Source organism: Halobacillus litoralis (genome assembly GCF_009856445.1).
Classification (GTDB): Bacteria; Bacillota; Bacilli; order Bacillales; family Halobacillaceae; genus Halobacillus; species Halobacillus litoralis.
In genome coordinates this window covers 81,372-95,149 of record NZ_WMFA01000007.1, presented here as the reverse complement: position 1 = coordinate 95,149, position 13,778 = coordinate 81,372, and the positions used below count along the sequence as shown (strand labels likewise).

Here is a 13,778-nt window from a genome sequence, read left to right as displayed (position 1 = left end):
AATGATTGATTTATTGTTGTTGTTTATTTTGTTTATTGGTGTAATAACGGGGTTGAAAAGAGGTTTTATCCTTCAGCTTTTCCATCTCATTGGATTTATTGTAGCTTTTGTACTCGCTGTTATCTACTATGATGACCTCGCGCCGAAACTGACGTTATGGGTACCCTATCCTGAACTGCCACAAGATTCTTCCTGGGCGATCTTCTTAGAAAATCTGCCTTTGGAACAAGCCTTTTATAACGCTGTTGCTTTTGCGATTATCTTTTTTGGAGCCAAAATCATCTTACATATTATTGCGTCCATGTTGGACTTTGTTTCAGAATTGCCGATCCTGCATTCTTTGAATACGTTGTTAGGTGGAATTTTAGGCTTTATTGAAAATTATGTCATCTTATTCGTGGTGCTGTACATAGCGGCGCTTGTACCTCTGGCTGGGGTGCAAAGTGCTTTGGACGGATCGATACTTGCACAGCTGATCATCGAACACACACCAGTCTTTTCAGAACAATTGAAAACGCTGTGGATTGAACATGTAGCCGGCTGAGTAAGGCGTTAGGATGAAAGTACAGGGAGAGCCGCTATGATTATGATCATGGCGGCTCTTTTTCATCTTGAAAACAGGATAAAACGTGAAGGAGTCGATAAACATGACTATCGATAAGAAACAAGTCATTAAACTATTGGAAAAAATCGCTGTTTACCTAGAGTTGAAAGGGGAAAACCCTTTTAAAATTTCTGCTTACCGTAAGGCTGCGCAAGCTTTAGAGCGTGATGACAGATCTTTAAGTGAGATTGATGATTTCACTAAAATGAAAGGAATCGGTAAAGGAACGGCAACGGTCATTGATGAATACTTAGAAAACGAAGAATCAGATACATTAAAACAATTACAGGCAGAAGTTCCTGCCGGTCTAGTCCCATTGCTTGACCTTCCAGGTCTCGGCGGTAAGAAATTGGCGAAGCTTTACCAACAATTAGGTGTGACCGATGCAGAAACATTGAAAGAAGCTCTGGAAGCTGGGAAAGTGGAAGAATTGGACGGTTTCGGGAAAAAGTCTGCCGAAAAGATGTTGAAGGCGATTGAAGAAGCGGGAGCACGTCCAGAACGCCTGCCGATTGCTCTCATGCTTCCACTAGCAGAAAAAATCGAGCATTTTCTTGAACAGGGAAAAACTTTCACCCGGTTCTCAAGAGCGGGAAGTTTAAGGAGAATGCGTGAAACGATTAAAGATATTGATTTTATCATTGCTTCTGAAAATGCTGTTGAAACTCGAGATGAACTACTGGCGTATCCAGATATAAAAGAAGTGATCGCCTCAGGTGAGACGAAAGTTTCTGTGGTCGTTAACGAGGGTTATGATATAGGTATTGATTTCCGTATTGTTGCACCAGAAGAGTTTGCTACGACCTTACACCATTTCACAGGGTCCAAAGATCATAATGTCGCAATGAGACAGCTGGCAAAAGAAAACGATGAAAAAATAAGTGAGTATGGTATTGAAAAAGTGGAAACGGGAGAAGTCCAAACGTTTGAAACGGAAGAAGAATTCTTCCAACACTTTGGTCTTCATTTCATTCCCCCTGAAGTAAGAGAAAATTATGGGGAAGTTGAGAAATTCAAGGAACCTATCGAACTCGTGGAATTGGAGAATATTCGCGGGGATCTTCATATGCACTCGACTTGGAGCGATGGAGCACAGTCCATCAAAGAGATGGCTGAGAGAGCAAAAGCGAAAGGGTATGAGTACATCGCAATCACCGATCACTCGAAATATTTGCGTGTAGCAAATGGATTGAATGAAGAACGTTTACGCTTGCAAAGGAAAGAGATTGAAAAGGTGAATGCTGAAATGGAAGATTTCCATATCTTTGCCGGCATTGAAATGGACATTCTTCCAGATGGAACCATGGATTTTGATGATGAGTTCCTGAAAGAAATGGATTTTGTCATCGCATCCATCCACTCAAGTTTTCAGCAATCCCAGGATCAAATCATGGAAAGGTTGACCAACGCTCTAGAAAACCCTCATGTTCATATGATTGCTCATCCGACAGGACGTTTAATAGGTCGTCGCGAAGGCTACGACGTGAACCTTGAAGCATTGATTGAAGGGGCGAAGAGAACAGGAACAATTCTTGAACTTAACGCGAATCCTAACCGGTTAGATTTGAGTTGGGAATGGTTAATGAGAGCCCAGGAAGAGGGCTTGAACATTGCTGTTAATACAGATGCTCACAGTTATCCTATGTTGGAGCATATGGAAATAGGAATTGGTGCAGCGCGAAAAGGGTGGCTTAGAAAAGATACAGTCATCAATACGTGGACGAAACAACAGTTGATGGATAAGTTCAACAGCCATAAGGAGTAATAAAGGAGACGGTTACACATGAATCAACGCATCCTTCATGTACTAGAATTTAAAAAAATCATAGAACAATTGAACGAACAAGCGGCGTCTTCCTTGGGGAAAGAAAAAACAGCCGCCTTAAAACCATCTTCTGATCTAGAAGAGGTCCGCCACTTACAATTGGAAACGGATGAGGCTGGCCAAGTCCTGCGTCTGAAAGGTCATGTCCCACTTGGTGGTATATTTGATATCAAGCCAAGCTTGAAGCGGACTACCATCGGCGGCACGCTCAGTGCATTAGAATGCCTGGATGTCGCCAGTACCATATATGGAGGTAGACAACTCAAACGTTTTATTGAAGATATGGAAGAACCCGAGATGCCTATTTTGAGAGAAATGGTATCTTCAATCGCCCCATTAAGGGAACTCGAGAGCGATATCAGAAACTGTATCGATGATCATGGAGGGGTCATGGATGGAGCGTCAGAGAAATTGCGATCCATCCGTTCGAAGATCCGGACTTATGAGAGCCGTGTAAGGGACAAAATGGAGTCTTTCACAAAATCTAAGTCAAAAATGCTTTCCGATGCGATTGTTACCATACGAAATGAACGTTATGTTCTTCCTGTAAAGCAGGAATATCGTGGGTCCATAGGCGGCATTGTCCATGACCAATCATCCTCTGGTGCGACATTGTTCATAGAACCGCAAACAGTCGTAGACTTGAATAACCAGCTGCAAGAAGCTCGTGTTCAAGAAAAAAATGAGATTGAAAAAATCTTAAAAGAACTTTCTGAGGCGATTGCGGAAAATCATGAACCTTTATATGAAAATGTTCAACTGTTGGGTCATATGGATTTCATGTTTGCCAGAGCTAAGTTAGGTAAGCAGATGCGAGCAGCCATGCCTAAGATGAATGATGAAGGCCGTATCGATATGAAACAAGCAAGACATCCACTTATTTCTGAGGATGAAGTCGTTCCGAATGACATCGAAATAGGTACGGATTATACATCGATTGTTATTACTGGACCTAACACTGGAGGAAAAACAGTTACTCTCAAACTTGTAGGCTTGTGCACACTGATGGCACAGTCCGGGTTACAGGTACCTGCTTTGGATGGATGTGAGATGGCTGTATTCAAAGAAGTTTATGCAGACATTGGTGATGAACAGTCCATCGAGCAAAGTTTATCCACTTTTTCTTCTCACATGACCAATATTGTAGACATTTTGGACAAAGTCGATGAACAGTCCCTTGTTTTATTTGATGAACTAGGTGCAGGCACGGACCCGCAAGAAGGAGCAGCTCTTGCGATGTCGATCTTAGATGAGGTAGTCAACCGGAAAGCCCGTGTCATCGCGACGACGCACTATCCGGAATTGAAAGCTTATGGTTATAATCGCCCAGACGTGATCAACGCTTCTGTCGAATTTGATATTCAAACACTTAAACCTACCTACCGCCTGTTGATTGGCGTTCCAGGTCGGAGTAATGCTTTTGAAATTTCCAGGCGTCTCGGCTTAAGAGAATCAGTGATCGAGTCCGCCAAGGGTCATGTCGGTGTGGATTCTCAGAGTGTTGAAAATATGATTGCTTCCCTGGAAGAATCTAAGCGCGGGGCAGAGCAGGATTATGAAGAAGCTGAACGATTGCTTGCAGAAGCGGAAGAACTCCGAAATGAATTGAAACATAAATGGGACCAATTCGAAGATCAGCGTGAAAAGTTGTATGAGAAAGCGGAGCAAAAAGCAGAAAAAGCCATTCGCCAGGCTAGAGAAGAAGCGGAATCGATTGTTGGCGAAATACGGAACATGAAATCACAGGCACAAATGAAAGAGCACGAATGGATTGAAGCGCGCAAGATGTTTGATGAAGCGCAGCCTGAACTTGCAAAGAAGAAACCGAAAGCAGCTCCTGCACCTAAGAAAGAGTCGAGAGAATTGAATCCTGGAGATGAAGTGAAGCTACTGACTCTCAACCAGCAAGGAACCATTGTGGAACAGACAGGTAAGAACGAATACCAGGTTCAGGTTGGTGTAATGAAAGTAAAAGCTAAACGAAAAGAACTCGAATTTGTGAAGGCAAAGCAACCCTATAAGGAAAAGCCAATGGCGACAGTTAAAGGCAAGAACTTTCATGTGAAAACAGAACTTGATTTACGGGGCGAGCGTTATGAAGATGCGTTGAATCGGCTAGAAAAGTATATTGATGACGCTCTTTTAGCAGGTTACCCACGAGTATCCATTATTCATGGTAAAGGAACGGGGGCTCTTCGCACGGCCGTGCAGAACTTTGCAAAGAACCACCGCAGCATCTCCAGTCATCGGTCAGGAGGCATGAATGAAGGTGGAAGTGGAGTGACCGTATTAGAGTTTCGATAATTCGTTAAAAAGGGAGCGGAGGAATGAGTAATTTTTGGGAATACACGTTAGTGGAAACCGCCGCTCGTTACAGTGTTGTGGTCTTGTGTTTAGTTCTTTTTATGGCGATTTTTGAGATCGTAACTTCTTATAATAACTGGGAAGAAATCAAAAGGGGCAACATTGCTGTAGCGATGGCAACCGGGGGTAAACTATTTGGAATCGCAAACATTTTTCGTTTTTCAATTGAACATAATGACTCGCTCACTCAAACGATGGGCTGGGGCCTGTATGGATTTGCTCTTCTCCTTTGCGGTTATTTCATCTTTGAATTCTTAACCCCATCTTTTAAGATTGATGAGGAAATTGCAAATGACAACCGCGCCGTAGGATTCATATCCTTAGTCATTTCCATCGGGCTTTCGTATGTAATTGGAGCGAATATCATTTAAGGAGAGAGACAGTGGAAACCTTAGCCAAAATATTAATGGTCGTTGCCGCAGTATTTCTCATCGTCGGCATCCTGTTTTTTATCATATAAATAGAAATTATCATCCAACAAGAAGCCCCCAACTAAACGGGCTTCTTGTTTTTTGTTCATTTAATAGTAGTTATTAAAGTATATGGCAGGATTGTTGAAGACTCAGTTTCGAGACTTATGTTGAGTGTATGGGGGCTGCGGGGAATAGCTCGCTTTCCGCGGGAGCGCAGTGAGCCTCCTCGGACTGCGTCCTGTGGGGTCTCACCAAGGAGTTTTTTCCCGCAGGAGTCTCACCATTCCCCTCCGCCCTTTTGCTATATCAGAGTCTCGAAATCACTACTGGAAAAATCAGCTTGTATGGTTATGAGAAGTGAACGATGTAAACTCTACCCCATTGACGTTTAGCAAACGTAATGCTTGATACAACACACTATACGCCCACCTAGGGGAGAAGGATTGGCACCTTACTTGTGAATACAGGTGCTCTGATCATCCACTTCCCTCAACCATACAAGCTGACCCTTTTAGAAGTGGTTTCGAGACACTTATAAGGTAAAGGGGCGGAGGGAAACGGTGAGCCTCCTACTTTAAGTGTGGAGGCGCCTCGATCAGCGGCGTATGGACTGGACTGAGCTGGCGGAGATAAAGGAAACACGGAGAGCGTAGCGATTCGATGTTGACTTATCGTACAGAAGTGAGGGAAGTCTCACTAGCCGCTAGGCGCCGGAACCGGATAACCAAAAGGACGTGTGGGACAGGTGAGACCCCGGAAGGCGTAGCCTGAGGAGGCTCGCCGCCCGCCCCATGGAAAGCTTTCAAATGCGGAATCGTCCTGGTAGACACGACTGGCATAAGCAGAACAGCAAAGGAATGTGTTTTTCATTCCTTTGCTGTTCTGCTTATGACGCGAGTGTCTGGACGATGAAGCAAGACGAACCTTTTCCCGGAGCCCTAGAATCCCACGAACATCTCGAAACTGAGTCCTCAAGTATAGGTGCTTATGTGTAAGAAGGTGATTGATTTGAAGGGTAATATTTTCAATTTTTTAAATAATAATTCAAATATGAGCCTTTAGTCGTTATAATAGGAGAGAAGACAATTATTAGGGAGGTCTGTCAAAATGAGTGATTTTCAACGTCCATGGCACAAGTTGTATCCACCAGAAGTCCCTGTCACCATTGATTACAAAGAACAACCACTCCATGATTACCTTAAGGAAAGTGCTGAAACGTACGGAGAAAAGAAAGCGCTTTATTTTATGGGGAAGGAGTTGGATTATAAAGAAATCTATGAACAGGCCCAGGCATTAGCGAGCTATTTGCAAGACCTAGGGTTGGAAAAAGGCGATCGTGTTTCCATCATGCTGCCGAACTGTCCTCAATCCGTCATTTCCTATTATGGGGTTTTGATGGCTGGAGGAATCGTTGTTCAGACGAACCCTCTCTATATGGAAAGGGAATTGGAGTATCAAATGAAGGATTCCGGCGCCAAGATGATTATTTGTCTTGATGTCCTTTATCCAAAGGCTGCCAATATCAAGCCTGATACCCCTCTTGAACACATCATCGTGACAGGTATTAAAGATTACCTTCCTTTCCCAAAAAACAAAATATACCCTTACATCCAAAAACGTCAGTACCAAGTGCTTGTTAAACCGGAGCAATCTACTGACACCCATCTGTGGTCTCATATCTTAAAAAACGCAAGTGGACATGTAGAAGAGGTAGAGATTGATCCTAAGGAGGACCTGGCATTATTGCAATACACCGGAGGAACGACCGGATTTCCGAAAGGTGTCATGCTTACTCATTATAACTTGATTGTTAACACACAAATGTCTAAGAAATGGTTGTACAAATGCAAGGACGGTGAAGAAACTGTTCTCGCCATTTTGCCGTTCTTCCATGTTTACGGAATGACCTCGGTTATGAACCTGTCTGTCATGATGGGGAACAAAATGATACTTATGCCAAAGTTTGAGCCTGAAGATGTTTTAAAAGTGATCGATAAACAAAAACCAACGTTATTCCCTGGAGCCCCGACAATTTATATCGCATTATTGAACCATCCGAATTTAAAAAAATATGACCTTTCTTCCATTGAAGCCTGTATCAGTGGTTCAGCACCATTACCTGTTGAGGTACAAGAACGCTTTGAAGCTGTAACTGGTGGACGTCTTGTTGAAGGATATGGGTTGACCGAAACCTCTCCAGTTACCCACTCCAACCTTGTATGGGGGCAGCGTATGAGTGGAAGTATCGGAGTGCCATGGCCGGATACAGACGCGAAGATCTACAAGATGGATGCTGATGAAGAGGCTGAGAACGGGGAAATCGGAGAAATTGTCGTGAAAGGTCCTCAAGTGATGAGAGGTTATTGGAACAAACCCGAAGAAACGGCCCAAGTACTCAGTGAAGATGGCTGGTTCCGTACTGGAGATATGGGGTATATGGATGATGCCGGTTACTTCTATATTGTCGATCGGAAAAAAGATATGATAATCGCAGGTGGGTATAACATCTACCCTCGTGAAGTGGAAGAAGTCCTTTATGAGCATTCTGAAATTCAGGAAGCTGTTGTTGTAGGAGTTCCTGATCCGTACCGTGGGGAAACCGTAAAAGCCTTCATTGTTAAAAAACAGGGCAGCGAAATTACAGAAGACGAACTAAATGAATACTGCCGTAAAAACATCGCTTCTTACAAAGTTCCAAGATTGTATGAATTCAGAAGCGAGCTACCGAAAACAGCGGTTGGTAAAATTTTAAGGAGGACTTTAATCGATGAAGAAAAGCGTAAGTATGAGGAATCCGAGAGTATTCAATAAACTCCAAAAAGAAAGTTGACAGAATATTTCTTTGCTTGTAGAATAATAAGTGAATGATGATTCATTCATTTTTCAGTTCGCAATAGCAAGGAGATATACCATTGAAGAAAAATAAACCGAAATTCAAGCAAATCATTGATGCAGCTGTCGAAGTCATTGCTGAAAATGGCTACCACTCTTCTCAAGTTTCTAAGATTGCAAAGAAAGCAGGAGTGGCAGATGGAACCATCTATCTTTATTTTAAAAACAAGGAAGATATCCTTGTATCATTGTTTCAAGAAAAAATGGGGCAATTCATAGAAAAGATTGAGCAGGAAACAACCTCAAAGCAGTCAGCGGAGCAAAAACTTCTGACATTAATCCAAACACATTTTGAACAGCTGGCTGCCGATCACCATCTGGCAATTGTGACACAGTTGGAATTGCGCCAGTCGAATAAAGAGTTGAGGCAAAAAATCAACTATGTATTGAAGCGCTATTTGAACGTCATTGATCAAATTGTCGAAGAAGGTGTCGAAGAGGAGTTGTTCCGCAGTGGCCTGGATCGCCGTCTTGTACGTCAAATGATTTTTGGGACGATGGATGAGACGGTGACAAACTGGGTCATGAACGAGCAGCGATATAACATAGAAGAACAGGCTGAAGAAGTCCATAGCTTAATTGTGAATGGATTAGCCCGTCATGATAAGTGAGAAAGGTGATGATGATTTGTCGACTTTAACTTCACAAGTGAAAGGCAATGTAGCAGAAATTACAATTCAGAGTCCGCCAGCAAATGCTCTGTCCAGTTCCATTCTTCAAGACCTTTCCAAGGAACTGGATCAAATCGAAAGCGACCCTTCCATAAAAGCTATCCTTCTTAAAGGGGAAGGACGTTTCTTCTCTGCAGGAGCAGATATCAAAGAATTTACATCTCTCCAAGGAGAAGATGATTACAAAGGATTGGCAGCTAAGGGGCAGCAATTATTCAGCAGGATTGAAAATTTCCACATCCCCGTAATTGCTGCTATTCATGGGGCGGCCCTTGGTGGAGGACTCGAACTCGCCATGTCCTGTCACATCCGGTACGTAGCCGATGATGCAAAGTTAGGATTGCCTGAATTGAATCTTGGGATAGTCCCTGGCTTTGCAGGCACCCAACGGTTACCAAGGTACGTTGGTACAGCAAAAGCTTATGAAATGATTCTCACAGGTGTTCCAATTATTGGGGAAGAAGCTGCCCGGTTAGGTCTTGCTAATCAAAGTTTTTCCAGTGAGGAACTTTTTGAGAAAGCCGAAAATTTGGCTCAAACGATCTCAGAGAAAAGCGGGCCGTCCATTCATCATGTCATGAAGTTGATCCCTTATGCTCACACTTCTCAGTTTGAAGCGGGTAACAATGCAGAAGCAGAAGCCTTTGGAGAAGTATTTGGGAATGAAGATGCTAAAGAAGGCATCCAAGCTTTTATTGAAAAAAGAAAACCAGAATTTAAAAATCAATAGTCCAGGAGGTATATAGACATGAATATTTACGTTTTGTTGAAAAGAACATTCGACACAGAGGAAAAAATCTCTGTTAGTAATGGTGTGATTGCTGATGATGGCGCAGAGTACATCATCAACCCATACGATGAGTATGCGGTGGAAGAAGCGATTAACCTTCGTGACGAGCACGGCGGAGAAGTGACAGTCGTGACAATTGGAGAAGAAGAAGCAGAGAAACAGCTTCGCACAGCTCTTGCTATGGGAGCGGATAAAGCAGTTCTGATTAATACAGAAGATGACCTTGAAGAAGGCGATCAATTTACAACGGTTAAGATTCTTGAAGCGTTCTTTGAAGATAAAGAAGTCGACATTATTCTAGGAGGAAACGTAGCCATTGATGAAGCAAGCGGTCAAGTAGGTCCTCGTCTTGCCGAACGTCTGGATATGGCTTGTGTGACGACAATCACGGATATCAAAGTTGATGGTACGACCGTAAATATTGAGCGTGATGTTGAAGGGGATGTCGAAAAGGTTGAAACGACACTTCCTGTCCTGGTGACATGTCAACAAGGTTTGAACGAGCCGAGGTACCCTTCTTTGCCTGGGATCATGAAAGCGAAGAAGAAGCCGCTTGAGGAACTTGAAATTGATGATTTAGATTTGGATGAAGACGACGTAGAGCCAAAAACCAAGACGACTGAAATTTTCCTTCCACCTGAAAAAGAAGCAGGGAAAGTACTCGAAGGAGAAGTCGACGATCAAGTAAAAGAACTTGTATCTTTATTAAAAACAGAAGCCAAAGTACTGTAAATAGACAAGGGAAAGGAGAATCTTTATGAGTAAAAAAGTGTTGGTGATCGGGGAAGCTAGAGAAGGATCTCTTCGTAATGTTACATTTGAAGCCATTGCGGCAGCAAATATCGTCAGTGACGGGGGAGAAGTCGTGGGTGTCCTATGTGGAGATGGCGACTTGAAAGAAATGGGCCAGGAAATGGTTTACTATGGAGCATCCAAAGTCATCACTGTTTCAAACCCAGAATTGAAAACGTATACATCTGATGGATACAGCCAAGCCGTCTATCAAGTGATCGAGGATGAATCACCAGAAGGAATAATCATGGGTCATACGGCAATTGGTAAGGACTTGACTCCTAAACTTGCCAGTAAGCTTGAATCCGGACTTATTTCAGACGCTACTGAGGTAGTCGCGGAAGGTGGAGACATTGTTTTCACACGTCCCATCTATTCCGGAAAAGCTTTTGAAAAGAAAATGGTTACAGAGGGACTCGTGTTTGCGACGATTCGTCCAAATAACATTCCACCCCTTACACGAGATGATTCCTTAGCTGGAAACGTATCCGAAAAAGAAGTGCAGATTTCAAATATCCGTACAATTATAAAAGATGTCCTGCGCAAGTCTTCGGATGGTATCGACCTTTCAGAAGCGAAAGTGATCGTCGCCGGTGGTCGTGGTGTGAAGAGTGCGGAAGGTTTCGAACCACTTGAGAAACTCGCTGAGGTTCTCGGTGGTACCGTCGGTGCATCACGCGGAGCCTGTGATGCGGGTTACTGTGACTATTCTTTACAAATCGGTCAAACTGGTAAAGTCGTTACGCCAGACTTATATATTGCATGTGGTATATCCGGGGCGATTCAACACTTAGCCGGAATGTCGAACTCAAAAGTCATTGTGGCGATTAACAAGGATCCGGAAGCGAACATTTTCAATGTTGCTGATTACGGAATCGTTGGTGATTTGTTCGATGTCGTTCCTAAATTAATTGAAGAAATTAAAGAAATGAAAGTCAACGCCTAACCATAAAGTCGAAGCCAAATATTTGGCTTCGGCTTTATTCCATGTTTAAATAAGGTATAAACAAATTGTTAGTCACTAAAAATAGATAGTGATATACTCTTAACAGACTATTAGGTCGAGGAGGAATTATACAATGGCAATTGTAAAAGCAACTGATCAAAACTTTACTGAAGAAACAGGCCAGGGTCTTGTCCTAGCTGATTTCTGGGCACCATGGTGTGGCCCTTGTAAGATGATTGCACCCGTATTAGAGGAATTGGATGCGGAAATGAGCGATCAAGTAAAAATCGTCAAACTGGATGTTGACGAAAACCAAGAAACAGCTGGTAAGTTCGGTGTTATGAGTATCCCGACACTTCTTCTTTTCAAAGATGGTCAAGTCGTGGATCAGGTCATCGGCTTCCAACCGAAAGAAGCCCTTGCTGAATTGATTCAAAAACATTCCTAATGAACGAAATTACTTTGAAAGCCGCGTTGCCAAGCAGCGCGGCTTTCATCATCTTTCAGGATATACTCAGGTTCAAGATCTTAAGCAGCTTCTTGATATTTACTTTCAATAAATCGAGACGTTGCTTAAGTTGGTTTTGTGCGCATTGAGCCTGCATACTTGTTCCATAGTTGTGGTATTTTTTCAATATATAATCTACGTCATGGAGTGAACCTATATGAACTCAACGATTAAAGAAAAGCTGGCTGTACTACCGGACCAGCCCGGTTGCTATCTTATGAAGGATAAAAATGATACTGTCATTTACGTAGGGAAGTCTAAAGTATTAAAAAATCGAGTGCGCTCCTATTTTACCGGAGCACATGACGGTAAAACGCAAAGACTTGTACGTGAAATCATCAACTTTGAATATATTGTGACCAATTCAGAGATTGAAGCTCTAATTCTGGAAATGAATTTAATCAAAAAATATGATCCCAAATACAACGTTTTATTAAAAGACGATAAAACGTACCCCTATCTAAAGGTGACAGCAGAAAGACACCCTAGGCTGATTGTCACAAGAAATGTGAAAAAAGATAAAGGAAAGTATTTTGGTCCTTATCCCAACGTCATTGCTGCAAGAGAAACGAAAAAGCTCCTGGATCGATTGTATCCATTAAGAAAATGTAATACCATGCCCGACCGTGTTTGTCTTTATTACCACATGCATCAGTGCCTGGGCCCATGCGAGTATAAGGTCTCCAAAAAAACAAATGAAGATATTGTTCAAAATATAACGTCTTTTCTAAATGGCGGTCATACAGAAATCAAAAAAGATTTGAAAAAGCGAATGCTTGAGGCCTCTGAAGAACTTGATTTTGAACGTGCCAAAGAATTAAGAGATCAAATTGAACACATTGAATCTGTCATGGAACAGCAGAAGATGACAATGAATGATCAAGTGGACAGAGACATTTTTGGTTACTCTTATGATAAAGGATGGATGTGTGTTCAGGTCTTCTTCGTCCGCCAGGGCAAACTCATAGAACGGGATGTCACGCTGTTTCCATTTTTCGACGACCCAGAAGAAACTTTCATCAGCTATATCGGACGCTTCTACCTGCATCAAAACCATCCATACCCTAAACAGGTTCTCGTGCCTGTCGCGACCGACGTGGATGTCTTGGAGGGAGCCTTAGACACAAAAGTTCTTATCCCAATGCGTGGTAGAAAAAAAGAATTGGTCGAGCTTGCCATGAAAAATGCCAAAATATCTCTGGAAGAAAAATTCGCCTTAATCGAACGGGATGAAGAGCGGACTATCAAAGCCGTTGAATCATTAGGAGAGCATCTGCATATTGAAACGCCACATCGGATCGAAGCTTTTGATAACTCCAATATTCAAGGGGCCGACCCTGTTTCTGCGATGGTTGTTTTCATTGATGGAAAACCGCAGAAGAAAGAGTACAGAAAGTATAAGATCAGGGATGTAGAAGGTCCTGACGATTATGAAACCATGAGAGAAGTGATTCGAAGGAGGTATAAGCGGGTGTTAAAAGAAGACCTGCCCCTTCCAGACTTAATCGTCGTTGATGGAGGGAAAGGTCAAATGACGGCCGCTCTTGATGTACTTGAAAATGAACTGGGTGTGGATGTTCCTCTATGCGGTTTAGCTAAGGACGATAAACACAAAACCAGTGAGTTATTATACGGAGAGCCTCCGAGACCTATCGATCTTGATCGTCAGTCTCAAGAATTTTATCTAGTCCAGAGGATACAAGATGAAGTACACAGATTCGCTATTTCCTTTCACCGTCAGCTTCGTGGAAAGGGTGCCATTCAATCTGAACTGGATCGTATTCCAGGTGTGGGACAGAAACGTAGGCGGCTGTTGCTTAGACACTTTAAATCTGTGACAGAGATAAAAAATGCAGATATTGAGGATATTACCAAATTGGGTGTTCCGGAACCTGTAGCTAACACCATTCTTATCCACCTTAATCAAGATAACGTAGAAGAACCAGCTGAAGAATAACAGCTGGTTCTTTATT

At 42.6% G+C, this 13,778-nt stretch carries 11 protein-coding genes; all 11 read left to right on the top strand.

Translation table 11 applies throughout. The annotated features are described in order from the left end of the window. Window position 1: 1 nt before the first annotated feature. Complete coding sequence (locus GLW00_RS15500) at window positions 2-544, top strand: CvpA family protein (RefSeq protein WP_146812625.1); 543 nt, start codon at window positions 2-4, stop codon at window positions 542-544. Window positions 545-647: 103 nt separating this feature from the next. Then, the gene (gene polX, locus GLW00_RS15495) at window positions 648-2,369 is read left to right on the top strand and encodes a DNA polymerase/3'-5' exonuclease PolX (protein ID WP_160915549.1); all 1,722 of its coding nucleotides are present in this window, start codon (window positions 648-650) and stop codon (window positions 2,367-2,369) included. 18 nt (window positions 2,370-2,387) lie between these two features. Next, window positions 2,388-4,733 carry an endonuclease MutS2 gene (locus tag GLW00_RS15490; protein WP_160915547.1) on the top strand — a complete coding sequence of 782 codons (2,346 nt, stop codon included), beginning with the start codon at window positions 2,388-2,390 and terminating at the stop codon, window positions 4,731-4,733. Window positions 4,734-4,756: 23 nt separating this feature from the next. Then, a complete protein-coding gene (locus GLW00_RS15485) occupies window positions 4,757-5,164 on the top strand; it encodes a DUF350 domain-containing protein (RefSeq protein ID WP_160915545.1) in 408 nt (135 codons plus the stop codon). A 1,149-nt stretch (window positions 5,165-6,313) separates the two neighbouring features. Next, complete coding sequence (locus tag GLW00_RS15480) at window positions 6,314-8,017, top strand: long-chain-fatty-acid--CoA ligase (RefSeq protein WP_160915544.1); 1,704 nt, start codon at window positions 6,314-6,316, stop codon at window positions 8,015-8,017. Window positions 8,018-8,118: 101 nt separating this feature from the next. Further along, window positions 8,119-8,709 carry a fatty acid metabolism transcriptional regulator FadR gene (gene fadR / locus GLW00_RS15475; protein WP_160915542.1) on the top strand — a complete coding sequence of 197 codons (591 nt, stop codon included), beginning with the start codon at window positions 8,119-8,121 and terminating at the stop codon, window positions 8,707-8,709. Between the two features lie 16 nt (window positions 8,710-8,725). Then, window positions 8,726-9,499 (top strand): enoyl-CoA hydratase, encoded by a 774-nt coding sequence (locus GLW00_RS15470; RefSeq protein ID WP_160915616.1) that lies wholly within the window; start codon window positions 8,726-8,728, stop codon window positions 9,497-9,499. Between the two features lie 18 nt (window positions 9,500-9,517). Beyond that, window positions 9,518-10,291 (top strand): electron transfer flavoprotein subunit beta/FixA family protein, encoded by a 774-nt coding sequence (locus GLW00_RS15465; RefSeq protein ID WP_160915540.1) that lies wholly within the window; start codon window positions 9,518-9,520, stop codon window positions 10,289-10,291. Between the two features lie 25 nt (window positions 10,292-10,316). Further along, a complete protein-coding gene (locus GLW00_RS15460; protein WP_160915538.1) occupies window positions 10,317-11,297 on the top strand; it encodes an electron transfer flavoprotein subunit alpha/FixB family protein in 981 nt (326 codons plus the stop codon). Between the two features lie 133 nt (window positions 11,298-11,430). Continuing rightward, window positions 11,431-11,745 carry a thioredoxin gene (trxA, locus tag GLW00_RS15455; protein ID WP_160915536.1) on the top strand — a complete coding sequence of 105 codons (315 nt, stop codon included), beginning with the start codon at window positions 11,431-11,433 and terminating at the stop codon, window positions 11,743-11,745. A gap of 217 nt (window positions 11,746-11,962) precedes the next feature. After that, window positions 11,963-13,762 (top strand): excinuclease ABC subunit UvrC, encoded by a 1,800-nt coding sequence (uvrC, locus tag GLW00_RS15450; protein WP_160915534.1) that lies wholly within the window; start codon window positions 11,963-11,965, stop codon window positions 13,760-13,762. Window positions 13,763-13,778: the final 16 nt, after the last annotated feature.

Bases quoted from the DNA above. Each gene is read 5' to 3' on its own strand.
- polX (WP_160915549.1), top strand. From the start codon at position 648: ATGACTATCGATAAGAAACAAGTCATTAAACTATTGGAAAAAATCGCT.
- trxA (WP_160915536.1), top strand. From the start codon at position 11,431: ATGGCAATTGTAAAAGCAACTGATCAAAACTTTACTGAAGAAACAGGC.
- GLW00_RS15460 (WP_160915538.1), top strand. From the start codon at position 10,317: ATGAGTAAAAAAGTGTTGGTGATCGGGGAAGCTAGAGAAGGATCTCTT.
- GLW00_RS15490 (WP_160915547.1), top strand. From the start codon at position 2,388: ATGAATCAACGCATCCTTCATGTACTAGAATTTAAAAAAATCATAGAA.
- GLW00_RS15500 (WP_146812625.1), top strand. From the start codon at position 2: ATGATTGATTTATTGTTGTTGTTTATTTTGTTTATTGGTGTAATAACG.
- GLW00_RS15480 (WP_160915544.1), top strand. From the start codon at position 6,314: ATGAGTGATTTTCAACGTCCATGGCACAAGTTGTATCCACCAGAAGTC.
- uvrC (WP_160915534.1), top strand. From the start codon at position 11,963: ATGAACTCAACGATTAAAGAAAAGCTGGCTGTACTACCGGACCAGCCC.
- GLW00_RS15465 (WP_160915540.1), top strand. From the start codon at position 9,518: ATGAATATTTACGTTTTGTTGAAAAGAACATTCGACACAGAGGAAAAA.
- GLW00_RS15485 (WP_160915545.1), top strand. From the start codon at position 4,757: ATGAGTAATTTTTGGGAATACACGTTAGTGGAAACCGCCGCTCGTTAC.